Origin of the sequence: Extensimonas perlucida (assembly GCF_007655255.1) — a bacterium.
Classification (GTDB): domain Bacteria; phylum Pseudomonadota; class Gammaproteobacteria; order Burkholderiales; family Burkholderiaceae_C; genus Extensimonas; species Extensimonas perlucida.
On sequence record NZ_VMYE01000019.1, the window covers coordinates 32,497 to 58,575 of the forward strand.

Here is a 26,079-nt window from a genome sequence, read left to right on the forward strand (position 1 = left end):
GCAGTCGCTGCCTGAAAAGCCCTGGGCTTGCGCGCCGCAGCCGGGGCTCAATAGCCCTTGAAGTTCGGCGTGCGCTTTTCGACGAAGGCGGCGAGCCCCTCTTTGATGTCGTGCGAATGGCTGTGCGCCTCGAGCACCAGGCGCTCCAGGCGCAGCGCGACCGCTTCGGGCTGCTCGAGCCCGTCGGCCACGGTCTGCTTCATGCGGCGCAACACCAGCGGGCTCTTGCTCGCGATGCGTGCGGCGAGCTTTTCGACCTCGGGCACGAGTTCGACGTCGGGCACGACGCGGTTCACGAGGCCCAGCGGCACCAGGTCGCGCGCGGGCAGGGTGTCGCCCGTGAAGAGCAGGTACTTGGCCGCCGTCGGCCCTATGCGCCGCGGCAGGATGGCCGCACCCCCGGCACCGGGAAAGACGCCGAAATTGGCGTGCGCGTCGCCGATGCGCGTGCTCTCTGCGGCCAGCATCAGGTCGCACGCCATGGCCAGCTCGAGCCCGCCGGCCATGGTCAGGCCGTTGAGCGCCGCAATCGTCGGCTTGGGGCAAAAGCGCAGCTTGTCCATCATGCGGTTGACCAGGTCGAGGAACTCGCCCATGGGGTCGCGCGGGCCTGGGTCGCTTTGCGTGTTTTCGAACACGCCCTTGAGGTCGGCGCCTGCGCAGAACGCGCGCCCGGCGCCCGTGAGCACGATCACGCGGATCGCGGCGTCGCGCTCGCAGCGCTCGATGGCCTCGAGCAGCTCGGTGCACATGGCGTCGGAGAGCGCATTCATGGCGTCGGGCCGGTTCAGCGTGATCCAGGCAGCAGCGCCGCGCTGCTCGAACAGGATGGTGGCGGGGGGTGCCATTTTGTTTTGTCTCCTGAAAGTCGTTGTACGTCCCGCTCCGGGCAAAGGGCGGGCGCTTTTGTTAGTGCAGAAGGCAGATTAGCCGCGCAACAGTTCCTCTGCGATGATCATTTTGCGCACCTCGGAAGTACCCGCACCGATTTCGAGGATTTTGATGCAGCGGAACAGCCGGTTGATTTCGGACTCCCAGATGTAGCCACTGCCGCCGTGAATTTGCACCGCATGGTTGAGAATGCGGTTGCAAGCCTCGCCTGCGTACAGGATGGATGCGGCGGTGATCTTGTGCGCAGCGCCGCGCCCACCGCCGCCGACCTCGAGATCGTTGACCTCGGCCAGCGTGCGCCAGACCAGGGTCTTCATGGCTTCGAGTTCGGTATACATCTCGGCCAGCATGGCTTGCACCATCTGGAAGTTGCCGATCGGCTTGCCGAACTGCACGCGCGTCTTGGCGTATTCGACGCACAAATCCAGTGCCCGCTCGCTGATTCCCACACAAAGAGCTGCCACGAGGGCACGCTCCAGGTCCAGCCCGCTCATGACCACTTTGACGCCTTCGTTTTCGGCCCCCACCAGGTTGGCTGCAGGCACGCGGCAGTTCTCGAGCACGAGTTCCCCTGTCTGGCTGCCGCGAAACCCCATCTTGACGAGCTTTTGCGCCACGCGAAAACCAGGAAAGTCCTTTTCCACGATGAAGGCCGAAATGCCCTTGGCGCCGCGCTCGGGTGCGGTCTTGGCATAGACCAGCAGCACGTCGGCCACGGGGCCGTTGGTGATGTAGATCTTGCTGCCATTGAGCAGGTAGTGGTCGCCCTCGCGGCGCGCCGTGGTACGCATGCTGCCCAGCGCGTCCGATCCGGCGCCGGGCTCGGTCAAGCCAAGTGCGCCGATCTTGCTGCCGTCGCACAGGTCTGGCAGGTATTTGCGCCGCTGTGCCTCGTTGGCGTTGCGGAAGATGTTGTTCACGCACAGGTTGTCGTGTGCGGCCCACGAAAGGGCGATCGCCGGACTCCAGCGTGCAAAGGCCTGGCAGATCAGGCCGGAGCTGAACAAGTCCATGCCCGCGCCGCCATATTCCGGCGCCACCGTGGCCCCCATGAAGCCGGCAGCGCCAATCTTCGGGAAGATTTCGGGCGGCCACCACTCCTCGTCGTCCATGCGCCGCGCGAGCGGGGGAAACTCCTTGCGCGCGAATTTGTCGGCGGCTTCCAAAACGGCATGGTCGTCCGGTGTCAGGCCGAACGAGGCGGGGCGGCTGGCAGGCATTCTCGGGCTCCTGAAACAGGGAAGTGAAGGGATGGATCCGTCGGCAGAAAACAAACTGCCGGACAAGAAATTGACCAAGCGTTTGGTCGAGGCGAAATGTAGGCGGGGCTTGCAGAACTGTCAAGCGTTAGATAGACTGCCGCAGTCCTCGTTGTTCGTTTTGCGTGACGTAGGCGCCTTTTCATCTTTAGGAGATTTTCATGAGCCACAAAGTCATCGTTGCCGGCGTCGGCATGATTCCGTTCGCCAAGCCCGGCGCCAGCGAGCATTACCACGTCATGGGTGGCAAGGCCGTGCATCTGGCCCTGGCCGATGCGGGTGTTGATTACGCTGCCGTGCAGCAGGCCTTCGTCGGTTACGTCTATGGCGACTCGACCTGCGGCCAGCGCGCGCTGTACCCTGTCGGCATGACGGGTATTCCCATCATCAACGTCAACAACAACTGCTCGACCGGCTCGAGCGCGCTGTTCCTTGCGCGCCAGGCCGTGGAAAGCGGCGCGGCCGATTGCGTGCTCGCGCTGGGCTTCGAGCAGATGGAGCCGGGCGCGATCAAGGCCAAGTTCACCGACCGTCCTACGCCGTTCGAAGAGTTCGACAACGTGACCGATGCGCTCGTGGGCCATCCCGAAATTCCACTTGCACTGCGCTACTTCGGCGGCGCGGGCAAGGCGCACATGGACAAGTACGGCACCAAGCTCGAAACCTTTGCCGCAATCCGCGCCAAGGCAAGCCGCCACGCCGTGAACAACCCGCTCGCGCTGTTCCGCAAGGAGGTGACGGTGCAGGATGTGATGGAGTCGCCCGCGGTCTGGCCCGGTGTGATGACGCGCCTCATGGCCTGCCCGCCCACTTGCGGCGCCGCGGCCGCCGTGATCTGCTCCGAGGAATACGCCAAGAAGCACGGGCTCAACACCCAGGTGAAGATCGTCGCCCAGGCCATGACCACCGATTTCCCAAGCACGTTCACGTCCAAGGACATGATGCGCGTGGTCGGCTACGACATGGCGCGCGATGCGGCACGCCAGGTCTATGAGCGCACCGGCATCGGTGCAGAAGACGTCGACGTGGTCGAGCTGCACGACTGCTTTGCGCAAAACGAGCTCATCACTTACGAAGCGCTCGGTCTGTGCCCCGAGGGCGGCGCCGAGAAGTTCGTGCTCGACGGCGACAACACCTACGGCGGCAAGGTCGTCACCAACCCCTCGGGTGGCTTGCTCTCCAAGGGCCATCCGCTGGGCGCGACGGGCCTCGCGCAGTGCTACGAGCTCACGCACCAGCTGCGCGGCACGGCCGAAAAGCGCCAGGTGCAAGGCGCGCGCATCGCGCTGCAGCACAACCTCGGCTTGGGCGGGGCCTGCGTGGTGACGATGTACCAAACCAACTGATTCGTGGCGTGATCCAAGGAGACGCGAACATGATCGACAAGAAATTCATCGGCTACCAGCAGCCGCCCACGCTGTGGGACGTGGAAAAAGGGCGCATCGCCTTTTTTGCCGACGTGATAGGCGCCAAGGACCCGATCTACACCGATGTGGAGGCCGCGCGCGCCGCGGGCTATCGCAACGTGGTGGCGCCGCCGACCTTCATCTTCGGCGCCGAGGGCGATTCGGGCGCCATGATGGAGCTCATCACCACGCTGAACATTGACCTCGGCAAGGTGTTGCACGGCGAGCAGCGCTTCGACTACTACGCGCCGGTGTGCGCGGGCGACACGCTGCGCTTCGAGTCCAAAATCACCGACATCTATGACAAGAAAGGTGGCGCGCTCGAGTTCGTCGTCAAAGACACGCGCGTGACCAACCAGCTTGGCGAACATGTCGCTGATCTGCATTCCGTCATCGTCGTGCGCCACGCTTGAAGGAGCTTTCCACCATGAATACCCCCATCAAAGTGCTCCAGGTCGGCGATGAGATGCCTGTGCTGGAGCTGCCACCGATCACGCGCACCACGCTCGCCCTGTTCGCGGGCGCCTCGGGTGACCACAACCCCATCCACATCGACATCGACTTTGCGCGCAAGGCCGGCATGCCGGACGTGTTCGCGCACGGCATGCTGTCCATGGCTTACCTGGGGCGCGCTCTGACCGAGTGGGTGCCGCAGCGCCAACTCATGAGTTTCGGCGTGCGCTTTGCCGCCGTCACGCACCTGGGCGACCGCGTGCGTTGCTCGGGCAAGGTGGTCGAAAAGACCGAGCGCGCCGGACGTCCCTGCGTGCGCGTGGACATCACCGCGGCCAAGAGCACGGGCGAGATCACCCTCGCGGGCGAGGCTCTGATCGCGCTGAGCTGACGGCCACAGGCGCCGAAAAGCGCAGCGCATTTTTCTTTCTCCAGGCCCAAGCCGGTCGAGTTGCCGTTGCGCCAGCGTGCGCAGCGGCGCCAGGCAGGCTGAGCGTGGGCCTTTTTTCTCTTACCCAAAGGAACAGCACCATGAAAAAACTCGAAGGCAAGGTTGCCATCGTTTCCGGTTCCGGGCGCGGCATCGGCCGCTCCATCGCGCTCAAGCTCGCGAGCGAGGGCGCCAAAGTGGTCGTCAACGACCTCGACCCGGCACCCGCCGAGCAGACCGTGGCCGACATCAAGGCTGCAGGGGGGCAGGCGCTGGCCTGCCCTGGCAGCGTCACGGCAGACGGCTTTGCCGAGCAGTTCGTCAAGACCGCCACCGAGGGCTTTGGCGGCCTGGACATCATCATCAACAACGCCGGCTACACCTGGGACAACGTGATCCAGAAGATGACCGACGAGCAGTGGAACGCGATCATCGATGTGCACCTGACAGCGCCGTTCAAGATCCTGCGCGCCGCTGCCGACTACATCCGCTTCGCCGCCAAGAAGGAAGCCGACGCGGGCCAGGAGGTGTTCCGCAAGGTGGTCAACATTTCGTCGATCGCGGGCCTGGGCGGCAACGCAGGCCAGGTCAACTACTCGGCCGCCAAGGCGGGCATCGTGGGCCTGACGCTGGCCATGGCCAAGGAATGGGGGCGCTACAAGGTCAACGTCAACTGCGTGGCCTTCGGCATGATCAAGACGCGCCTGACCGAGGCGCCGGCCAAGGGCGATGCCGCGATCGACATCGAGGGCCGCAAGATCAAAGTCGGCGTGAACCCCGACCTGCTCGCCATGATGGAGCGCAGCATTCCGCTGGGCCGCGCGGGCACGCCCGAAGAGGCTGCCGGCTCGGTCTATCTGCTGTGCACGCCCGAGTCCAACTACGTCAGCGGCCAGACGCTGGTGTGCGGCGGCGGCATCACGATCTGATTTTGCTTTACGACTGAGAGGACACCATGGACATAAACTTCAGCCCGCAAGACCTGGAGTTCCAGCGCGAGGTGCGCGCCTGGTTTCAGGCAAACACACCCGAAGCGCTCAAGCGCAAGGTGGTCACGGGGGAGATGCTGCAAAAAGACGATATCGTCAATTGGCAGCGTAAGCTCGACGACCGCGGCTGGCTCGTCACGGGCTGGCCCAAGGAATACGGCGGGCCGGGCTGGACGCCGACGCAGCGCTACATCTACGACCTCGAGCGCGCGGCGGCCAACGCACCCGTAGGCCTGTCCATGGGAGTCATCATGCTCGGGCCGGTGCTGATCGCCTTCGGCACGCCCGAGCAAAAAGCCCAATACCTGCCGCGCATCCGGCGCTGCGAAGACTGGTGGTGCCAGGGCTATTCGGAGCCCGGCGCGGGTTCGGACCTGGCCAGCCTCAAGACCGCGGCCGTCTCGGATGGCGACGATTACGTCATCAACGGCTCCAAAATCTGGACCACCTACGCGCACTGGGCCACGCACATGTTCTGCCTGGTGCGCACGGCCAACACGGGCAAAAAGCAGGAAGGCATCTCGTTTTTGCTGATCGAAATGGACCGCCCGGGAATAGAAGTCCGCCCCATCGTCTCGATCGACGGCGAGCACCACCTGAACCAGGTGTTCTTCACCGACGTGCGCGTGCCCAAGAGTAATCTCGTAGGGCGCGAAGGGCAGGGCTGGGACATTGCCAAATACCTGCTCACGCACGAGCGCACGAGCATCGCGGGCGTGGCCGACTCCAAGGCGCATCTTGCGAACCTGCGCGCCGCGGCCAGCGAGCGTCGTTCGGGCGGGCGCCCTGCCATCGAAGACCCGGCGCTGCGCCTCAAGATAGCGCGCGCCGAGATCGATCTCATGGCGCTCGAATACACCAACTTCCGCGTGCTCGCAGCCACGGCGGCGGGCAAGGCGCCCGGGCCCGAGTCCTCGCTGCTCAAGAGCATGGGTACGGCGGTGCAGCAAACCCTCTCGGAGCTCGACGTGGAACTGGCGGCCGAGCTTGCCTGGCCCTGGCACGACAAGGGCGAATTCGGCCAGGGGCGCTTTGCCCACGCCATGCCGCGCTATGGTTTTTCACGCGCGGCGACGATTTATGGCGGCAGCGACGAGGTGCAGAAAAACGTGCTCGCCAAGATGCTGCTCGCGGGCGGCGCGCATTGATCGGCCCAGCAGGAGGAAAAAGCCATGAATTTCGAACTTTCTGCAGAGCAAAAAATGCTGCGCGACGCCGCGCAAAAGTACCTGCAATCCGAGTACGCCTTCGACGCACGCAACAAGATCATTGCGTCTGACGTCGGCATGAGTGCCGCGCACTGGAAGCAGTTTGCCGACATGGGCTGGCTGGGTCTGGGGCTGCCCGAAGCGCACGGCGGCTTTGGCGGCGTGATCGAACTCACGCAGGTGGCCGAGGCCATGGGCGCGGCGCTGGTGGTCGAGCCCTACCTTGCGAGCACGGTGCTCGGTGCACAGGCGCTTGCACTGGCGGGCACGTCTGCACAGCAGCAGGCCTGGCTGCCCGCAGTGGCCGCGGGTGAGCGCATTCTCGCGCTCGCTCATGGCGAAACCGACGCGCGCCATGAACTGCGCTACGTCACGGCGCAGGCGCGTGCGCAGGGCGACGGCTGGGTGCTCAACGGGCGCAAGACGGGTGTGCTCGGCGCGCCCTGGGCGCACGGCTTCGTGGTCGCGGCCAGAACCTCGGGCGCGGCGGACGATGCGCAGGGCATCAGCCTGTTTCTGCTCGGCGCCGATACACCCGGCCTCAAGGTCGCAGGCTACCGCACCTACCACGGCAGCAAGGCGGGCGATCTGGTGCTCGATGGCGTGCGCGTGGGGCGTGACGCCTTGCTCGGTACCGAAGGCGCGGGCCTGGCGCTGCTCGAGCAAATCATCGACCTGGGCACCGTGGTGGCTTGCGCCGACGCGCTCGGCGGCATGGCGGCGCTCTTGCGCAAGACGGGCGAATACGTGCAGACGCGCAAGCAGTTCGACGTGCCGATCGCGAGCTTCCAGGTCATCCAGCACCGCATCGTCGACATGTTTGCCGCGGTGGAGGCGAGCCGTTCCATGCTGCTCATGGCGGCGCTGCACGCAGACCATGCCGACGCGCGCACGCGCGCCCGCATGGTGTCGGCGGCCAAATCGGCCATCGGCGAGCGTGCACGCTATGTCGCGCAGCAGGCGGTGCAACTGCACGGCGGCGTGGGCATGACCGAAGAGCTCGACATAGGCCACTACTTCCGGCGCCTGACGCTGTTTTGCAACCTGTTCGGCAGCGCCGACCACCACCTGCAGCGCTTTGCGGCCTTGAGCTGAGCGGCCCCTCCCCGGCGGAGCACGCAGGCACCGAGACGAAAGAGGAATCGAATGACAGAAATGGTTTCCAACGTGTCGGTGCACACCGACGAGTTCCGCCGCAACCGCGAGGCCTACGAGGCGCGCATTGCCGATCTGCACGAGCGCCGTGCGCGCGCCTTGGCGGGCGGCCCCGAAAAGGCACGGCGCCTGCACAAGCAGCGCAAGCAGCTGCTGCCGCGCGAGCGCCTCGCGGCCGTGCTCGACCCCGGCTCGCCGTTTTTAGAGTTTGGCCAGCTTGCGGGTGAGAGCATGTACGAGGGCGTGCCGCCGGGCGGCAGCATCATCACGGGCGTGGGCCTGGTCAGCGGGCGGCCCTGCATGATCATGATCCACGACGCCACCGTGAAGGGCGGCACCTACTACGGCATCACCGCGAAAAAGCACGTGCGCGCGCAGATGTTCGCCTGGCAGCACCGCCTGCCCTGCATCACCATGGTGCAGTCGGGCGGCGCGAACCTGCCCGAGCAGGAGTTCATCTTCCCCGACGACGGGCAGTTCGGCTCTATCTTCTACAACCAGATCCGCATGTCCGCCGAGGGCATCACGCAGATCGCCACCGTGCACGGGCCTTCGACCGCGGGCGGCGCCTACCTGCCCGCGCTGTGCGACGAGGCCGTGATCGTGCGCAACCAGGGCGCCATGTTCCTCGGCGGCCCGCAGCTCGTCTATGCCGCGACCAAGGAAGTGGTCGATGTGGAAACCCTGGGCGGCGGCGAGATGCACAGCCGCATCAGCGGCGTGACCGACCACCTGGCCGAAAACGACGCGCACGCGATCGCCATCGTGCGCGGCATCGTCGCCAACCTCGGCACAGGCCCCCGCCAGCGCTGGGACGTGGCCCCGCCGCTGCCGCCGCGCCACGATCCGCGCGAGATTTACGGCATCGTGAGCGCCGACAACCGCCACCCGACCGACAACCGCGAAGTGCTGCTGCGCCTGATCGACGACAGCGACTTGCAGGAGTTCAAACCGCTGTATGGCGACACCATGATCTGCGGCTTTGCGCGCATCAAGGGCTTCCAGGTCGGCATCCTCGCGAACAACGGCGTGATCTTTTCCGAAAGCGCGATCAAGGGGGCGCATTTCATCGAGCTGTGCTGCCAGCGCGACATCCCCTTGCTGTTCATGGCCGACGTGTCGGGCTTCATGGTCGGCCAGGCCGTGGAGCAGCAGGGCATTGCCAAGCACGGCGCCAAGTTCATCACGGCCATGGCCTCGGCCAACGTGCCGCGCTACACCCTGATCACCGGCGGCTCTTACGCCGCAGCCTACCTCGCGATGTGCGGGCGGCCATTCAAGCCCAACGTGATGATGATGTGGCCCACGGGCCGCGCCGCGCTCATGGGCCCAGAGCAGGCCGCCACCACGCTGACCATGGTGCGCGACAACATCCACGAGCGCGAGGGCACGAGCTGGAGTGAGGAAGAAAAAGAACGCTTCAAGCAGCCGATTCGTGAGCAGTTCGAGCGCTTCGCAAGCCCCTACAACTACGCCGCGCACCTGTGGTGCGACATGGTCATAGAGCCGACCGAAACGCGCGACACCATGGCGCTGCTGCTCGAACTCGCGGGGCGCCAACCGGCCAAGGAAACGCATTTCGGCGTGTTCCGCATGTGAGCAAGGGCTCGCGTGTCAGCCAAAAAATATGCATCAAATTGGCCACTAGCGCTGATGTATCAAGCGCTGGCAGCTACTGATTTGGAAGTTTTATGTTCAAAAAAATCCTGATCGCAAACCGCGGTGAGATCGCCTGCCGCATCGCGCGCAGCTGCGCGCGCCTGGGCATTGCCGTGGCGGGCGTGCATTCGAGCGCCGACCGCGACGCGTTGCATGTCGACAGCATCGGCGAGTCGATCGAAATCGGCGGCGCCCCCGCGACCGAGAGCTACCTGCGCATGGACGCCGTGATCGCCGCGGCGCGGCGCACGGGCGCGCAGGCCATCCATCCGGGCTACGGCTTTCTGGCCGAAAACCCCGCGTTCGCGCGCGCCGTCGAAGCGGCGGGGCTGGTCTTCATCGGCCCCACGCCCGAATCCATAGAGCGCCTGGGCGACAAGGCCGCGGCCAAGCACGAGGCGCGCGCCGCCGGCGTGCCCGTGCTCGGCGGCAGCGAAGAGCCCAGCCGCGATGCAGCTGCGATCGCCGCCACCGTGCGCGGCATGCCGTTGCCTGTGGTGCTCAAGGCCGCGGCGGGCGGGGGCGGCAAAGGCATGCGCGTGGTGCGCACGCTCGATACGCTCGAAGCCGACATCGCATCGGCCATGCGCGAAGGCGCGAGTGCCTTTGGCGACCCGGCGCTGATCGTGGAGCCCTTCATCGAGCACGGCCGGCACATCGAGGTGCAGATCGCGGGCGACGGCAAGGGCCACGTGATCCACCTGTTCGAGCGCGAATGCACGCTGCAAAGGCGCTACCAAAAGCTGATCGAAGAAGCACCCGCGAGCCACCTCGACGCGGCCCTGCGCGCGGCCATGCTGAGCGATGCCGTGCGCCTGGGCGAGCGCCTGCGCTACCGCGGCGTGGGCACGGTGGAGTTCATCGTGCACGACGGGCAGCACCATTTCCTCGAAGTGAATCCGCGCTTGCAGGTCGAGCACCCCGTGACCGAGGAAGTCACGGGCCTGGACATCGTCGAGCTCATGCTGCGCATCGCAGCGGGCGAGGGCCTGCCCGTGCGCCAGCAGGACTTGCAGGTGCAGGGCCACGCGGTCGAGGCGCGCGTGTGCGCCGAGGACGCGGCGCAGAACTTCATGCCCTCGACGGGCGAGCTCGTCGAGGTGCGCTTTGCGGCCAGCGGCGTGCGCGTCGAGTCGGGCGTGCGCGCGGGCATGGTGGTCACGCCGTTTTACGACCCCATGCTGGCCAAGCTCATCGTGCACGCGCCCACGCGCCAGGCCGCGCTCGACAAGCTCGACTGGGCCTTGGGTGAAACGCAGGTGCTCGGGGTGGAGACCAACATCGCCTTTTTGCGGCGCCTCTTGAGTCTGCCCGACACGCGCGCGGCCACGTTCCACACGCGCCTGGTCGACGAGGTGCTGGCCGAGTGGCGCATCGCCACGCCCAGCGCGCCGCTGCACTACATTGCCGCCGCTGCCGCCTGGTGGCTGCGCGACGCGCGCACCAGCGCGCCTGCTTACGGCGCCTGGACGGCGCTGGACGTGACGGGCTGGCAGATGCACGCGGGCAGCGATTCGATCACGCCGCTGCCGGCGCTGCTCGTGCACTCGGGTGGGCAGACGCACGAAGTGCGCGTCGGCGCGCTCGCGCCCGATGGCGAAGTCACGGTGCAGGTGGGTGCCGAATCCTTGCGCCTGGCGCTCGCACCCATGGCCGACGGCCACTGGCGCGTGCGCCGCGGCGATTGCCACGAAACGCTGCAGATCGCGTGCAAGGGCGAGGCGCTGTTCGTGCAGGGCAGCGCGGGCGCCTTCACGCTGGGCACGGCTTCGTACGTCAACCAGGTGGCCGCGGCGCGCAAGTCCAGCGGCCAATTGCGCACGCCCATGATGGGCGTGATCTTGCAGACCCACGTCGCCGTGGGCGACCAGGTGCGCGCGGGCGACGTGGTGGCGACCATGGAGTCGATGAAGATGGAGCTGCGCATCACGGCCGAGCACGACGGCGTGGTGCGCTCGCTCAGCGTACAGCCCGGCCAGATGGTCGAGCGCGGCCTCGTCGTTGCCGTGATCGAGGCCGAGGAAAGCGGCGAACCAGGGGCCGCAGAAACAGCCGAGGGTGCCGCCGCATGAGCCGGCTCAGCCGCACCGCGCGGCCCCGCCAATAGCACAGAACCACCAAGGAGACAAACCATGCACTACCAATCGATCAAACTCACTTTCGAGGGCGACGCCGTCGCGCGCCTGACGCTCGCGCGCCCCGACATGCAAAACGCGCTGAGCCTGGACGTCGTGGCCGAGCTACGCCACGCCTTGCAGGTCGTGGCGCAAAAAGAGCAGGTGCGCGCGCTGGTGCTCACGGGCGAAGGCAAGACCTTCTGCGCGGGCGGCGACCTCAACTGGATGAAGACCGTGCTGAGCCAGAGCCGCGCGCAGCGCATCGCCGACTCGCGTCCGCTCGCAGACCTGTTTTACGAATTCGACAACCTGCCCAAGGTCGTGATCGGGCGCATCAACGGCCCCGCGACGGGCGGCGGCTTTGGCCTGACCTGTATTTGCGACGTCGCTGTGGGTGCGACCACGGCGCGATTTTCGCTCACCGAGGCGCGGCTGGGCCTGGCGCCCGCGAACATCGGGCCTTATGTGGTGCGCCGCCTGGGCTTGGCGAAGGCGCGCCGCTATGGGCTCACGGCGCAGTTCATCGACGCGGTGCAGGCCGAGCGCGTGGGCCTGCTCGACCGCGTGGTGCCGCCCGAGGAGCTCGACCGCGCCATCGAGGAAGAACTCGCGCTCGTGCTGAGCCTGCCCGCGAGCGCGATCGCGCGCACCAAGCGCCTGTTCAACGACATGGTCGGGCGCCCGCCTGTCGAATGCATGGACTACACCGCAAACTGCCTCGCCGACGCCTGGGAGACGCCCGAAGCGCGCGAAGGCATCGCCGCCTTCCTCGAAAAGCGCGCCCCGGCCTGGAAAGTCACGCGCGCCTGAATTCGCCCAGCGCGGGCCGGCTGCGGCCCCTGGCTTCCCATTCACCGATTTCCCATTCCCCTTGCAAGAAAGAACCCCATGAGCGACGCAGATTCCGTGTTGTACGAAGTGCGCGATGGCATTGCCACCGTGAAGATCAACCGCCCCGAGATGCGCAACGCACTCTCGCCCGCCGCGGCCAACCGTCTCTACGAGTGCTGGGACGCCGTCGATGCCGACAAGGACGTGCGCGTGGCCATACTCACTTCGTCCGATTGCGGCACCTTCTGCGCGGGGCTGGACCTGCGCGAAGCCGCGCGCGTGAAGAAAGAGGAGGGCGTGGACATCCTCACCAAGATGAAGGACCCGTTCCACAGCCGCCAGCGCCGTGTGGCCAAGCCCATCATCGCCGCCATGACGGGGCATTTGATTGCGGGCGGCATGATGCTGAGCCTGAACTCCGACCTGCGCGTGGGCCTCAAGGGCACGCAGGTCGGCATCACCGAAACGCGCATCGCCGGGCGCGGCAGCCCCTGGGCCATTCCGCTGCTGTGGATGCTGCCGCAGCCGCTGCTCATGGAAATGGTGCTCACGGGCGAGCTCTACCCGATCGAGCCCTTCCATGAGCTGCGCTTCATCAACTACCTCGAAGACACGCCCGACGCCGTGCGCGCACGCGCGCAAAAGCTCGCCGAGCGCATCCGCGACAATGCGCCGCTGTCGGTCATGGCGGGCAAGGAGTCGATCATGACGGCCATGAGCGCGGGCTGCGATGCCGGCATGGCGCTCGCGCACAACATCTACCGCGCGGCCTACGCGAGCGAAGACGCCCAGGAAGGCCCACGCGCTTTCGCGGAAAAGCGCAAACCCGTGTGGAAAGGCCGCTGAAGGCCCAAGCCCCCGAACAACAGCGAATGGAGACACCAATGAACGCAGCGCAAACCGCGCCCGGCCTCGAACAACGCCGTGCCGCGCTCGCGCGGCGCATTCCGCAGTGGACGCGCCTCTCCATAGGCGACTGGTTCGACCGCCTCGCGGCCGAATTTGCCGAGCGCGAGCACATCTATACGCCCGAGAGAAGCTACAGCTACGCCGAGTCGCGCCAGACCGTCGATCGCCTTGCGAAGAGCCTGATGGCGCTGGGCGTACAGCGGCGCGACCATGTCGCCATGCTCTTTCCCACGGTGCCCGAGCTTGCGTTCTTGCAGCTTGCCGTGGCAAAAATAGGCTGCGTGTGCGTGCCGCTCAACGAGCGCATGGGCGCGGTCGATCTGGCCTACCAGGTGCGCCAGTCCGACAGCGTGTGCCTGCTCGCGATGGACCACTGCGAAGACCGGCACTACATCGACAAAATCCAGCAAATGCTGCCCGAGATGCTAGGAGCCTGTCGGACTTTGGGCGTCGAAAGCGAGAATGCGCCCCAGCGAGGCCAGTTTTTGCCGGATTCGCCGCCCCATAGCGGGACTATGGGGCAAGAAGACGGTAAAAAATGGGCCGCTGCGGCGCATTCGCAGCCGACGATTCCAAAGTCCGACAGGCTCCTAGGCGCGCCGGGCGGCTGGCGCGCCGAAGCGTTTCCACGGCTGCACAGCGTGGTCGTGCAGTCGCCGTCGGGCGCGCGCTACGGCGGGGCGCTCGATTGGGAGGCGTTTTTGCGCCTGGGCGATGGTGTTTCCGACGAGGCGCTGCGCGCGCGTCAGGAGGCCTCGCGCTACCCCGACGAAGTGGCGCTGATCTGCTACACCTCGGGCACCACGGGCAGCCCCAAGGGCGTGATGGTCACGCACGACATGCTCATGCGCAGTGCCTACAGCGCGGCCTACAGCCAGGGCCTCATCGAGGGCGAGCGCATCGCAAGCCCGCTGCCGCTGCACCACATGTTCATTTACGTGGAGGGCTTTCTGGCCTTGCTGTTCGTCGGCGGCGCCTACATTCCGCAGGCCTTGTTCGATGCCGGGGCGTTTTTGCAGCTCTTGGAGCAAAGCCGCGCCACGCGCATCGAGAGCGTGCCTACGATCGCCGTCGCGCTGCTCAACCACCCCGACCTGCCCCAGCGCAAGCTGTGCCTGCGCGCCATGAAAAACGCCGCCGCGGCCACGCCGCTGTGGGTCTGGGAGGCTTTGCAGCGCGACATGGGCATCACCGAAATGGTGACCGGCTGGGGCATGACCGAGACCTCGGCCGCTGCCATGTACACGCCATTTGGCGCCTCGCTCGAAGTCATCACCAACACCGTGGGCCTCGAAAAGCCGGGCGGCGTCGCGGGACTGGAGGAGTTTGGCGGCAACCTGGTCGAGTGCAAGCTCATAGACCCTTCGACCAAGGAAGACCTGCCGCCCGACGCCCCGGAGGGCGAGCTCGCCGTGCGCGGCAACATCGTCACGCGCGGCTACTACAAAAAACCCATAGAAACCGGCGAGGCCATAGACAAGGACGGCTGGCTGCGCACGGGCGACGTGTTTGCCCGCCGCAGCGACGGCTACTACCTCATCACCGGCCGGGCCAAAGACTTGTACAAAATCGGCGGCGAGCTGGTCGCGCCCAAAGAAATCGAAGAAATGATAGGCCAGCACGAGGCTGTCAACCAGGTCTATATCTGCGGCGTGCCCGACGAGCGCATGGGCGAGGTCGGCGCGGCCTTCGTGCAGTTCAAGGCCGGGCGCAGCTGCACCGAAGAAGAGCTCACCACCTTCGTGCAGACGCGCGTGGCGCGCTTCAAGATTCCGAAGTATTGGGTGTTCGTCGAGGACTTCCCCATGACGGCCTCGGGCAAGGTGCAGAAATTCCTCCTGCGCCAGCTCGCCTCGGAAAAGTTCGGCCTGCACGAAATCCGCAACCACACGACGTCGCGATAGCGCAGTCGTGACGCCACACGGGCGTCACTCCAGCAAAACCCTTCAGGAGACAACCCACCATGAATGCACCCACCGCAGACTTTGCCCTGCAACTCAACCTCGCGCAGCGCGTCAACGTCGGCGACATGCTCACGCGCAGCGCCGCGCGCGACCCGCACAAGACCGCCCTGGTCGAAGGCGCGCGCCGCATCAGCTACGAAGAGTTCAACCACTGGGTCAACCGCACGGCGCACGGCCTGCTCGCGCTCGGCTACCGCCAGGGCGATGCGCTCGCGCTGATGTCGGGCAACTGCATGGAGTTCCTCGTCACCTACTACGCCTGCGCCAAGATCGGCGTGGTCTGCACGCCGCTGAACCTGTTTTGGCGCCAGGGCGAGCTCAGCTACGTGCTCGGCCACGCGCAGGTGCGCGGCGTGGTGGCGCAGCAGCGCTGGCTTGGTGAACTGGCGCTGGTGCTCGGCGACCTGCCGGCGATCCGCGACCTGATCGTCATCGAAGGCCCCGCGCCCGCCGACCTCGCGCTGCCGCAGCGCGTGCAGGCGCAGTCGCTGGCGCAGCTCGGCGCGGGGCGCGCGCAGACCGATCCCGAAGTGCTGGTGCAAGACCGCGCGCCACTGTCCTACCTCTACACCAGCGGCACCACTTCGGCGCCCAAGGGCGTGGTCGGCAGCCACCTGGCCATTTACCTCGAAACGCTGGGCGTGATCATCGACACCGAGCTCAAGGCCAAGGACAAGGTCGTGGCCATGATGCCCATGTTCCACACGGCGCAGCTCAACGCTTTTTGTACGCCCGCGATCGCCTCGAACGCCACGCTCTACATCCTCGAAGCCTTCGACCCCGTGGTGCTGCTCGACCTGATAGAGGCCGAGCAGATCAGCATGTTCTTCGGCCTGCCGATGATGTTCCGCGCGCTGCTCGAAGAGCAGGAGCGCAAGCCGCGCAAAGTCTCCAGCCTGCGGCGCGCCGTGTACGCGATGGCGCCCATGCCCGACGACGACCTGCGCCGCCTCATAGACGTGTTCGGCTGCGAGCTCTCGCTGATGTTCGGCCAGACCGAAATGAGCCCGGCCTCGACCTGCTTTCGCCCCGAGCACCAGCTCTCGCATCCGGGCGCCATCGGCACGGCCGGCATCAACGTGCAGATCGGCATCATGGACGATGCCGGCAACCTGCTGCCACGCGAGCAGCCAGGCGAGATCGTCTATCGCAGTCCGCACCTGCTGACCGAATACCTGCACGACGAAAAAGCCACGCGCGAAGCCTTTCGCCATGGCTGGTTCCATTCGGGCGACGTGGGGCACTTTGGCGCGGACGGCATGCTCTGGTTCGAAGACCGCCACAAGGACGTGATCAAGTCCGGCGGCGAGAACGTCGCCTCGATCGAGGTCGAAAAAGCGCTCTACGCCGTCGAGCCCAAGCTCGCCGAGGTCGTGGTCGTGGGCCTGCCGCACGAGCGCTGGGGCGAGGCCGTGACCGCCGTGGTCACCGTGCGCCCGGGCGAGACCATAGACCCCGACGAATTGCTGGCCAAGGTCAAACAAAAGCTCAGCCCCTTCAAATGCCCCAAGGCGGTCGTCGTCGTCGATGCCATGCCCAAGACGGCCACGGGCAAGATCCAAAAAAACCAGGTGCGCAAAGACTTCGCGTCGTATTTCAACCGTTAGGCGGCGCCGCTGCCCCGTTTTTATAAGCAAAATTGGCCTCTAGCCCTTATGTATCAAGCGCTAGCAGCTATTAAAAGAGAAGTTTTTTTCGCAAAGGAGCCACTCCATGCAAGCATCCACCGCTGCCGACATCGCAGCGCAAAGACGCGCCGCGCTGGCGCTGCGCGTCCCAGTCTGGCCGCGCCTGACCATGGGCGACTGGTTCGACCGCCTGGCTGCGCAATATGCCGAGCGCGAACACATCTACACGCCTGAAAAAATCTACACCTATGCCGAGTCGCGCCAGATTGCCGATCGGCTCGCGAAAAGCCTGATGGCGCTCGGCGTGCAGCGGCGCGAGCACGTGGCCATGCTTTTCCCGACGGTGCCCGAGCTCGCGTTTTTGCAGCTTGCGGTGGCCAAGATCGGCTGCGTCAGCGTGCCGCTCAACGAGCGCATGGGTGCGGTCGATCTGGCCTACCAGGTCAAGCAATCCGACAGCGTGTGCCTGATTGCGATGGACCATTGCGAAGACCGGCACTACATCGAAAAGCTCCAGCACATGCTGCCCGAGATGCAGGGCGCGCCGGGCAGTTGGCGTGCTGAATCCTTTCCGCGCCTGCGCCACGTGGTCGTGCAGTCGCCGTCTGGCGCGCGCTACGGCGGCGCTTTGGACTGGGAAAGTTTTCTGCGCCTGGGCGATGGGATTTCGGACGAAGCGCTGGCCGAGCGCCAAAAGGCCTCGCGCTACCCCGATGAGGTAACGCTGATCTGCTACACCTCGGGCACCACGGGCAGCCCCAAGGGCGTGATGCTGACGCACGACATGCTCATGCGCAGCGCCTACGGCACAGCCTGGAGCGAGTGCTATGACGACGCAGAGCGTCTCGCGAGCCCATTGCCGCTGCACCATATTTTTGGCTACAAGATCGGCTTTTTGTCGGTGCTGTTCGTCGGTGGCGCGTATATCCCGCAGGCCTTGTTCGACCCTGGCAAGTTTTTGGCCTTGCTCGAAGCCAGCAGGGCGACGCGCATCGCCAGCGTGCCGACCATTGCCGTCGCGCTGCTCAACCATCCCGACCTCAAAAAGTACGACCTCAGCAGCCTGCGCGCCATGATCAATGCGGCTGCGGCCACGCCGCTGTGGGTCTGGGAAGCGCTGCAGCGCGAATTGGGCATCAAGGAGCTGTTCACCGCCTGGGGCATGACCGAAGTCGCCGGCGCGGCCATGTACACACCCTTTGGCGCGCCGCTCGAACTCATCAGCACGGCCGTGGGCAAGGACAAGCCCGGTGGCGCCTCGGGCGTGGAAGAGTTCGGCGGGCTGCAGGCGCAGTTCAAGCTCATAGACCCCTCGACCAAGGAAGACCTGCCGCCTGACATGCACGAGGGCGAACTCGCTGTGCGCGGCAACATCGTCACGCGCGGCTACTACAAAAAGCCCATGGAAACCGGCGACGCCATCGACAAGGACGGCTGGCTGCGCACGGGCGACATCTTCCGCCGCCGCGAGGACGGTTATTTCGAAATCACGGGCCGGGCCAAGGATTTATACAAAATCGGCGGCGAGCAGGTCGCGCCCAAGGAGGTCGAAGAAATCATTGGCCAGCACGAGGCCATCAACCAGGTCTATACCTGCGGCGTGCCCGACGAGCGCATGGGCGAGGTCGGCGCGGCTTTCGTGCAATTCAAGAGCGGGAAAACCAGCAGCGAAGAAGAGCTCACGGCCTTCGTGCAAGAGCGCGTGGCGCGCTTCAAGGTGCCCAAATACTGGATGTTCGTCGAAGAATTCCCCATGACGGCCTCGGGCAAGATCCAAAAATTCATGCTGCGCAAGATCGCCATAGCGCATTTTGGCCTCGACAACATCGCGGGGCGCGCTGCAGAACGGCGTTGAGTTTCTGCTCCCACCGTCCACCACCATCGATGCCGTAGCAGCTCGCGGCTGCGGCTGTGGGAAGGCGCGGGTAAGCGTTTGGCTCCCGCAACCATGCGAATCCGGTAAAGGGACCCTGCTTGCAGCAGGGGAGCTCAGTCGTTGAGCGGGGCTGGCAAGGGTTTGTTGTAAACCTTTGCCACATGCCAGCTGAGAAACGGGGCATGCGCGGCTTTCAAGCCACAGACATGTTGCGGGTCCGTGAGCCCCAGCACGGCGAGCGCCGATGCCGGCAGGCGTGGCGAGGGCTCGACCCTGCCGTCCGGATGTACCGTGATCAGCCCCTGATCGTAGGCGGCATCCAGATGCGCGGCCAGCAGCAGGCCGTTGTGCACGTCGAGCCGCTCGGCGTCGCTGGCGTCCTTCCACGGCTTGGCGTGGCTGGCGCGCAGCAGCTGCGGCACCTCCAGGCCGCTGATCGCGCAGCGCCCGCCCCAGTAATCGAACAAGCCCTGCCGGAAAAGCGCCTGCCCGCGCCGCTGGCGCACCAGCGCCTCGGCCTCGGTGGCATCGATGTGATCCGTGGCCTGCTGATATTGGGTGAGCAGCGCGTTGGGCAGCGTGCGCTCCAGCACCCGCGCCCGGTGCAGCAGCGTCAACAGTTCGTTGGCTGAAGCCACCTGCCGTGCACCGGCCGCGCCACCGGGAAGCGACCCGCTCCACGGCGCGCCGATGGGCAACTCCGCCAGCACGTCGCGGCGCGACAGCGCGGCGATCAGCGTCGCGTCCTGCGCGCGCAACCACAACTTGAGATCGCTGTCGGGCATGGCGAACGCCAGCCAACCGCTCGCCTCGCCCAGCTCGACGACGAAACCGGCGTCATTGGCGAGCTTGGCCAGGATGATGGGCGAGAGGCCGCTCATGCCGGATGCGCCGCCAGCCGGTTGTGTGCCGGCGCGCGGCGGCGCCAGTGGGTGTCGATCGCCTGGACGAAATCGGCGCGCACCAGCTTGGCTCGCGCCGCACACCAGTCGCCGGCGTCGCGGCGCAGCACGAAGCCTTCGACGTGCGGCGCGCCGAAGGCCGACGGGGTGCCATCGAGCAGGCGCTTGAGTGCCTCCAGCGTCAGCCGGCCGCGTGCGACTTCGGGCGCCGCAGAAATACCTGCACGCTGCAATAGGGCGTTACGCCGCTCACGGCTCCAAAATCGCCCGCTGGCGCGGTCATAGATATCGAAGCCGATGAACCAGTCCGGCAGCGCTGTGTAGGGGATGCTGTGGGTGAAGGCGCACCATTCGCCGAACAGGACGAGCTCGGGCGTGAGCGCCTCGCGCAGCCCGGCCTCGTGCTGCGCCAGCCAGGCCGCTAGCCGGGCAAACTGACCGGCATGGGGCTCATACAGATACTGGCCGCGGTTCTGCGCGCGCAAACTGCCATCCGGTGCCAGCGACAGCCCCAGGTTTGCCCCATCGATCTTTTCCTCGACCACCACCTCGCCGTTCAGCAGCTCCCGCACCTCGGCGGGCGTGAGTACCTTGTCGTCACGCGGTGCGCCCGGGCCGAGCCAGGCAAGGTGCGGCGTATGGGGGAAGCGGAAGAAGTCGGTCATGTCGGTCGCTCAACGATGCTGCTTTTCGGCATGTTTTTGGCGTGACCAAGCCTCGATGATCGGCTCCAACTGCACCTGATGCGCCGCCAAGGCGCTTTCCCAATCGTGCCAATCGGTGTCGCCGGCAAAAGCGATGCAGCCTTCACCGAATAGCTGGTACGCAGCCAGCGCTGCGGCCACGATTTTTCGGTCAGCGAGATCATGGACGACAGTGGCGAGCGCCGCGGGCAAAACACCATACCCATCGTTGTCGTATTCGATGTCCACGTCATCTACTGCCGCCGTGCTCCATTTGTGGATAACAACTTGAATGCCGTAATCGTTGAAGCCGAGTTTTCGGGTGTATTCGTCATAAATGTGCCCTGCAAGATCGAGCACCAGGTGCGACTCGCTTCGCTCGAACGCCGACAACCATTTCCAGACCATTTTGCGTAACTCAGGTTCTGGCGGCGTCGCGTCGATATCCTTGGGGTGCATCGGATCGGCCGCGCTGGCGGCGATCAGCACATTGGTGTCCACCACATAGCGCGCTTTCATGATGTGATTTTTTTCCGGCGCTCGAACATCAGGCGCGCCTGCTCGCGCGTTTCGCCCAAAGCATCACCGAAAAACCCTTCCGGCCAATTGCTCACCCGGCCGAACTCATCGATTTGCAGCGTCCTCAGCTGGGCCGACTTGCCTGTGCGCTCGACGAAATAGAGCGCCACTTCATCGGTTGACACGGTTTGTTTTGCCACCAGGGTTTGCATGCGCCGGAACAGATGTTCCGAGTGGGTTTCCACGACAAACTGCACCCCGCGCTGTTGGCTGATCTCAACGAACATTTCGGCGAGCACCGACTGAGCCAGTGGATGCAGGTGAATCTCGGGTTCTTCCAGAATGATCGTGCTGCCTTTGGGTGCAAAGTAGGCCACCACCAGCACCGGCAGCACTTGGGATACCCCAATGCCCACATCACGCAGATTGCAGGCTACGCCATCACGGTGAATCACCAATTCATAGCGGTTGGAGCGCCCCTGCTGGCGCACCTCGAGTTTTTCGGCCAATTTCATGCGCGCGAGCCACTTGGAAACGCCATCCACGACGATGTTCTGTTCCTCGCCCTTCAGTAACGCACTGGCCAGCAGCGCATCGATGGCGGCACGGCCGTCGCTACCCACATCACCGGGCTTGGTCTTGTTCCACGGATAGTCACGTTCAGGCTTGCGCCGCAGCGGCCCCAGGTAGCTGATGCCTTCCAGCTCACGGCGGATGGCGAGGCTCAAGTCCTCGGCCAACTGCCCGTCTTTGTCCAACCTTGCGATGACATCAGCGGACAACGCGATCGAACGCTCGGGCGCGCAATCCCGACCCTTCATACGCGGCTGCGATTCATTGTCCACCAGGATGGAAAACGCGCCCTTGTCACGGCGCACGGCCAGAAAGCGTCGTGCATCCGTCTGTAGCTTCAGGGTTTGCACGGTGACACTACCGGATGAGGTCTGACCATAGCTGCATTCGAATGTGCCCTCTTTGATGCGTGTGGAGTCGGCACGTCGAAAGTCGAAAGCCATCGTAAATTGCCGCGGTGATTCGGCCGCCTGGTTTAGCACGTCGTCAAAGCTGCCGAAGTTGAACAGGTCATTGACCTCATCCCCACCCAGATTCAGATGCACCGTGCGATCGGGCGACTGTACGGTCTGCTTGAGCAGCAGCAGGCTCTGGATCAAAGAGGATTTGCCTGACGAATTGGTACCCAGCAGCATGGTCACGGGCTTGAGTGCTAAGTCGCCAGTATCGCGCCAGGCTTTGAAATTGATGAGTCGCAGGCGGGTAAACATCAGCGCAATTCTCCGGTTTCCAGGCGATCCCAGGCCGCGAGCACGAGGCGCTGGGTGCGGTATTCGCCGTACTGGCGGGTCTCCTTGTCCTTGAGCACGCGGAAGGTTTCGGAGGGGTAATCGGCCCCCATCACGTCGGCGGGGTCGAGGAGGTAGCGCAGCTCGTCGCGGGTCAGGCCGTAGAGGCGGGCGTAGTAGGCGTCGAGTTCGGCGCGCAGCTTTGCGCGGCGCTCGGGGTTCCAGGGGAAGGGCTGGCCGCGCTCGGATGGCGGGCGCGGGTCGAAGGCCGGGTTTTCGGCCACCACGTCGTCGTAGAAAGGCCGCAGGTCGAAGGCGGTGTAGGTGAGCTCCAGCACGCGCGGGACGATGAAGGCGAGCGCCTCGGGGGTGTAGGTGGTGGGTGGTAGGACTGTGAACTGCTTCAGATAGAAATACGTGAGCGACGTTCCGCCGACCTTTTGGCGGGCGACGAAATCCAGGCAAAGCGCATTCAAGTTGCCCAAAAGACCACAAAGCTCTTTTGCTGGTCGTGCGCTCAGAAGCAGCGGCATTTTGTGGCCGACTGCAACGCGCGGCACCGCCGCCGCAATCACCGTGCGCTCGTTCGTCGCATTGGTGATGTCCCGCCAGCCTATCAGCCAGCCGCGCTGCCAGTCTTTGTCCCGCAGCCGCGCCTCCACCTCGGCGCGCTCCACCCAGTAGCGCGGGGTGGCGGTGTAGTCAGGGCGGGCCTTTTCGGCGTCCGTGCTGTCGCGGGCGCCGTCGGCTTCGTCGTCGTCGGTCAGCTTGGCCTGCGCGCCGGCGTAGGTGGCCCAGCGGTGGTCGAACTGGTGGATCAGCTTGGCTTCGTACAGCGGCAGCGGGTCGGCCAGTTCCCCGCGTTTGGCGGCAGTGCGGAACAGGTGGCTGTCGTTGGACATGTCCATCATCCGCAGGAACGTGATCCCCCACGGATTGCCGTCCGGCCGCCTCTCGTCCCACAGCACGGGCACGCGGCGGTAGATCTTTTTGGTCAGTTCGGCATCGGCCTGGCTGCGGAACACCGGGCAGGTGCGGGTGTTGGGGTTGAGCAGCGCGAACTCCGCGGGCGTGAGCGCGAAGCGGCGGCGTGCGTCCTTGAGCTGCTCCGGCGCGGTGAGGAAGAAGGCGAGCTCTGCGCGCTCGGCCTGGCCGAGGGTGAGCAGGCTGAACTTTTGTCGCGAGTCCACGGCGGGGAACAGACCGGCGCGGTTCTCGAAGTCGACCAGGCTCACCAGCCGGCCGTCGGCAATGTGCGAGAAGAACGCCTTGGTCGAGTCGTCGGTGGCGACACCGCTCGGCACGACGATGCCGGCGCGGCCCTGGGCGGCGCGCAGGGCGAGCGCGGTTTCGGCAAAGAGGGCGTAGGTGTTGACGTCGCCGACGCCGGTGAGCGGGTAGCGCAGGCCGTCGTGGGCGAAGGCGCTGGCGGCCTCCGCGGCGCGCTTGGCGGTCTCGAAGGCTTCGAATAGGCGCCGCTCGGGGCTGTCGGCCGGGGCGCGTTCCAGCGCGGCGATGGCGCGGGCGCGTTCGGCCTTGTTGCGGGCGTTCGCGATATTGGGCGCGCGGTTGGCAAAAAACTCCTGCTCCTGCAGCTTGATGCGCTCCCACGGCGGGTTGCCGAGCACGCAGTCGAAGCCGCCGCGCGCGAACACCTGGGCGAAGGCTTCGCGCCAGTGCAGCACGTGGTGGGCGCGGGCGGTCTGGCGCGCGGCTTCGATCACCGCCTCGTCCACTGGCTGGCCGGTGAGCGCGGCGAGCAGGTGCTCGGTGGTGGGGACGCGCGCTTCGGTGTCCGGCCGCTTGGGGCAGAGGTAGGCGGCGAGCAGCAGGTCTTCGGCCAGGCCCGCCCGTTCCTGCTGCGCGCGCACGGCTTCATACGCGGCGCGTTTGGCGGCGATCTGCTCCAGCGTGTCGTCGGGCAGATCGTCGAGCGCGGCGAGCTCGGCGGCAACGGTGTGGCGGGCAAAGTCGAGCAGCGGCTGCGGGCCTTGCTCAGTCAGGCGCGCGAGCGCCTTGCGCGCCTCGCGGTTGCGCTTTTTGAGCCGCTCGCAGGTAGCCTTGTCGTCGCCGGTGAGCGGCTTGAAGGCATCGTCCGGGATGCCCTGGGTGAGGCTGGCCGGATCGAGCACACCGAGCAGGGCGTCGCCCAGCACCAGGTGGGTGTCCAGAAACGACAGCGGCGCCTCGGGCGTCATCGCCTCCAGCCACAGCGCGATCCTGGCGAGTTCCAGCGCCATCGGGTTGCGGTCGACGCCGAACAGGCAGTGCGAGACCACCTCGCGCAGCGCGCGGCGGTGTTCGGCGGCGCCGGGCTGGCCCTGGGCGCGGGCGCGCGCCAGGTGCGCGGCCAGCCGCCGCGCGGCGGCGAGCAGAAAGTGGCCGCTGCCGACCGCCGGGTCGATGACGGTGATGGAGAGGATGGCGGTGGCTTCGTCGTCCGGCCGTTCGGCCTTTTTCTGCGCGATGACCGGCTCCAGCGCCGAGTCGAGCAGCGCCTGCACCAGGCTGTCGGGCGTGTAGTAGCTGCCGGAGAGCTTGCGGGCGTTGCCGCGGGTCTCATCGCCGCCGGCGAAGCCGAAGCGGGTGGCGCCCTCGTCGACCACCGGCACCAGTTCCAGCAGGCTCTCATAGACGCTGCCGAGCTCCTCCGGCCCCATGTCGTGCCAATTGACGCGCTCGGTGGCGCCGTCGCGGGCGATCCAGGCCAGCGCCCAGAGCGCGCCCAGCAGGTGGCGGTTTTGCAGCGCGGCGGCGTCGAGCTGCGGCGTCTGCTCGCTGCCGAACAGGCCGCCCAAGGCGGGCAGCGCCAGGCGCGGCTCACCGCTGGCCAGACCGCGGAAGGTGACTTTCAGCGCGGCGTAGAGATCGGTGTGCGCGTCGTGTGCGCTGTGGCGCACGGCGCGCTCGCGCAGGCGGCGCAGGCCATAGCCGCGTTCGTACAGCCGTTGGGCGGCGGGATCGCTGGCGGGCGGGTGCAGCAGGCCGCGTTCTTCCACCGTGAGCAAAAAGATGAGCCGATAGACCAGGCGCAGCAGTTGCTGGAAGTAGCCGGCGGGGGTGAGCCGGCCTGCGGTCAGCGCGGCGCGCAGATCGGCGTTGGCGGGTTCGGCCAGAAAGCCTTGGCCGAGTTCCAGGATGGCGCGCTCGACGCCGCGACGCAGTTCGTCGCGGGCGCGGATGCCGGTCTGCTGGCCGACTTGGCGCCACACTTCCAAGGCGCAGTCGGCCGGGTCGCCATCCGGGCGGCCGAAGCGGCTGGCGTGCAGCGTGAGCCACAGCGCCGAGAAGTCGGCGAAGCGCTCCTCGGTGAAGATGCGTTCGAGGTCCGCTTCCAGCCACGCCGGGCGGGTGAGGCTGGCGTTGTCGCGCACCAGGCGCAGCTTGAGGCCGTTGCTGACCAGGCCCCACAGCGCGGCGTCGGCGGCGTTGAGGTATTCCTGCAAGAGGCCAAATGGGCTGCGCCGGCGGCCGGCCTCGCCGAAGCGGGCGTGGCCGTCGTCGAGCCCTTCGCTGGGCGCGGCGATCAGCACCGGCACGTGGCCTTGGGTGTGGCTGATGGGAAAGCTGCGCTCGCCCAGCACGATGGGCTCGGCGCGTTTTGCGAGCGCGTCGAAACCGAGTGTTTCGAGCAGTGCGGTGACGAAGCGCTCGGCCGTCACAGGTGTAGGCGTGGGCGTGGCCAGCGTGGGCTGGAACTTCAGCCACTGCGCCTGGGCCATGCGCCAGGCGCGGGCGATCTCGTCACGCAGATTGAGGCCGTCGGGAATGGCGTAGTCGTGTGGCTGTTGCCGCGGCGCTTCGAGGTGGGCGACCTTGGCCAGCCACTCGGCGTTGAACAGGCTGCCTTCGATCGTGATGGCATCGTAGGCGAGTGTGGGCAGGGGGCGGCGGGTCAT

The 26,079-nt window shown here is 66.0% G+C and carries 20 protein-coding genes; 13 read left to right on the top strand and 7 right to left on the bottom strand.

What is annotated here, in order from left to right:
* Nucleotides 1–47: 47 nt before the first annotated feature.
* Both FK527_RS13665 and FK527_RS13670 read right to left on the bottom strand, forming a co-directional pair.
* Entirely contained in the window at nt 48–848 is an 801-nt protein-coding gene (locus tag FK527_RS13665; RefSeq protein ID WP_144734955.1) for an enoyl-CoA hydratase/isomerase family protein, read from the bottom strand.
* Between the two features lie 78 nt (nt 849–926).
* The gene (locus tag FK527_RS13670) at nt 927–2,111 is read right to left on the bottom strand and encodes an acyl-CoA dehydrogenase family protein (protein WP_144734958.1); all 1,185 of its coding nucleotides are present in this window, start codon (nt 2,109–2,111) and stop codon (nt 927–929) included.
* A 200-nt stretch (nt 2,112–2,311) separates the two neighbouring features.
* Between FK527_RS13670 and FK527_RS13675 the strand changes: the two genes are divergently transcribed.
* From FK527_RS13675 to FK527_RS13735, 13 genes are all read left to right on the top strand, one after another.
* Nucleotides 2,312–3,496, top strand: coding sequence for a lipid-transfer protein (locus FK527_RS13675; RefSeq protein WP_144734961.1), 1,185 nt, complete (start codon nt 2,312–2,314; stop codon nt 3,494–3,496).
* 29 nt (nt 3,497–3,525) lie between these two features.
* Nucleotides 3,526–3,969 (top strand): MaoC family dehydratase N-terminal domain-containing protein, encoded by a 444-nt coding sequence (locus FK527_RS13680; RefSeq protein WP_144734964.1) that lies wholly within the window; start codon nt 3,526–3,528, stop codon nt 3,967–3,969.
* A 14-nt stretch (nt 3,970–3,983) separates the two neighbouring features.
* Entirely contained in the window at nt 3,984–4,400 is a 417-nt protein-coding gene (locus FK527_RS13685; protein ID WP_144734967.1) for a MaoC family dehydratase, read from the top strand.
* Between the two features lie 140 nt (nt 4,401–4,540).
* Nucleotides 4,541–5,368 (top strand): SDR family NAD(P)-dependent oxidoreductase, encoded by an 828-nt coding sequence (locus tag FK527_RS13690; protein ID WP_144734970.1) that lies wholly within the window; start codon nt 4,541–4,543, stop codon nt 5,366–5,368.
* Between the two features lie 26 nt (nt 5,369–5,394).
* Nucleotides 5,395–6,576 (top strand): acyl-CoA dehydrogenase family protein, encoded by a 1,182-nt coding sequence (locus FK527_RS13695; protein WP_144734973.1) that lies wholly within the window; start codon nt 5,395–5,397, stop codon nt 6,574–6,576.
* 24 nt (nt 6,577–6,600) lie between these two features.
* Nucleotides 6,601–7,731, top strand: a complete 1,131-nt coding sequence (locus FK527_RS13700) for an acyl-CoA dehydrogenase family protein (RefSeq protein WP_144734976.1) — start codon at nt 6,601–6,603, stop codon at nt 7,729–7,731.
* 51 nt (nt 7,732–7,782) lie between these two features.
* Nucleotides 7,783–9,390 carry an acyl-CoA carboxylase subunit beta gene (locus tag FK527_RS13705; protein WP_144734979.1) on the top strand — a complete coding sequence of 536 codons (1,608 nt, stop codon included), beginning with the start codon at nt 7,783–7,785 and terminating at the stop codon, nt 9,388–9,390.
* Nucleotides 9,391–9,482: 92 nt separating this feature from the next.
* Nucleotides 9,483–11,522, top strand: a complete 2,040-nt coding sequence (locus FK527_RS13710; protein ID WP_144734982.1) for an acetyl/propionyl/methylcrotonyl-CoA carboxylase subunit alpha — start codon at nt 9,483–9,485, stop codon at nt 11,520–11,522.
* Nucleotides 11,523–11,582: 60 nt separating this feature from the next.
* Entirely contained in the window at nt 11,583–12,377 is a 795-nt protein-coding gene (locus FK527_RS13715; RefSeq protein ID WP_144734985.1) for an enoyl-CoA hydratase-related protein, read from the top strand.
* 78 nt (nt 12,378–12,455) lie between these two features.
* Nucleotides 12,456–13,244, top strand: a complete 789-nt coding sequence (locus FK527_RS13720) for an enoyl-CoA hydratase/isomerase family protein (protein ID WP_144734987.1) — start codon at nt 12,456–12,458, stop codon at nt 13,242–13,244.
* A gap of 38 nt (nt 13,245–13,282) precedes the next feature.
* Nucleotides 13,283–15,211 carry an AMP-binding protein gene (locus FK527_RS13725; RefSeq protein WP_186298444.1) on the top strand — a complete coding sequence of 643 codons (1,929 nt, stop codon included), beginning with the start codon at nt 13,283–13,285 and terminating at the stop codon, nt 15,209–15,211.
* Nucleotides 15,212–15,270: 59 nt separating this feature from the next.
* Entirely contained in the window at nt 15,271–16,878 is a 1,608-nt protein-coding gene (locus tag FK527_RS13730) for an AMP-binding protein (protein WP_144734991.1), read from the top strand.
* 106 nt (nt 16,879–16,984) lie between these two features.
* Entirely contained in the window at nt 16,985–18,754 is a 1,770-nt protein-coding gene (locus FK527_RS13735) for an AMP-binding protein (RefSeq protein ID WP_144734993.1), read from the top strand.
* A gap of 134 nt (nt 18,755–18,888) precedes the next feature.
* Here the strand turns inward: FK527_RS13735 and FK527_RS13740 are convergent, their stop codons facing one another.
* Genes FK527_RS13740 through FK527_RS13760 form a run of 5 tightly spaced genes read right to left on the bottom strand, consistent with a single transcriptional unit; the run spans nt 18,889 to nt 26,079 of the window.
* Complete coding sequence (locus FK527_RS13740; protein ID WP_144734995.1) at nt 18,889–19,656, bottom strand: HNH endonuclease; 768 nt, start codon at nt 19,654–19,656, stop codon at nt 18,889–18,891.
* Nucleotides 19,653–20,342: an RNA ligase family protein gene (locus FK527_RS13745; RefSeq protein WP_144734997.1), complete on the bottom strand. Its 690-nt coding sequence runs from the start codon at nt 20,340–20,342 to the stop codon at nt 19,653–19,655. Before FK527_RS13745 ends, FK527_RS13740 begins: the two co-directional genes overlap by 4 nt.
* A gap of 9 nt (nt 20,343–20,351) precedes the next feature.
* The gene (locus FK527_RS13750) at nt 20,352–20,879 is read right to left on the bottom strand and encodes a hypothetical protein (protein ID WP_144734999.1); all 528 of its coding nucleotides are present in this window, start codon (nt 20,877–20,879) and stop codon (nt 20,352–20,354) included.
* On the bottom strand, nt 20,876–22,162 hold the full coding sequence (locus tag FK527_RS13755) for an AAA family ATPase (RefSeq protein ID WP_144735001.1): 1,287 nt from the start codon (nt 22,160–22,162) through the stop codon (nt 20,876–20,878). Before FK527_RS13755 ends, FK527_RS13750 begins: the two co-directional genes overlap by 4 nt.
* Nucleotides 22,162–26,079, bottom strand: a complete 3,918-nt coding sequence (locus FK527_RS13760) for an Eco57I restriction-modification methylase domain-containing protein (RefSeq protein ID WP_144735003.1) — start codon at nt 26,077–26,079, stop codon at nt 22,162–22,164. The genes FK527_RS13755 and FK527_RS13760 overlap by 1 nt, the downstream gene beginning before the upstream one ends.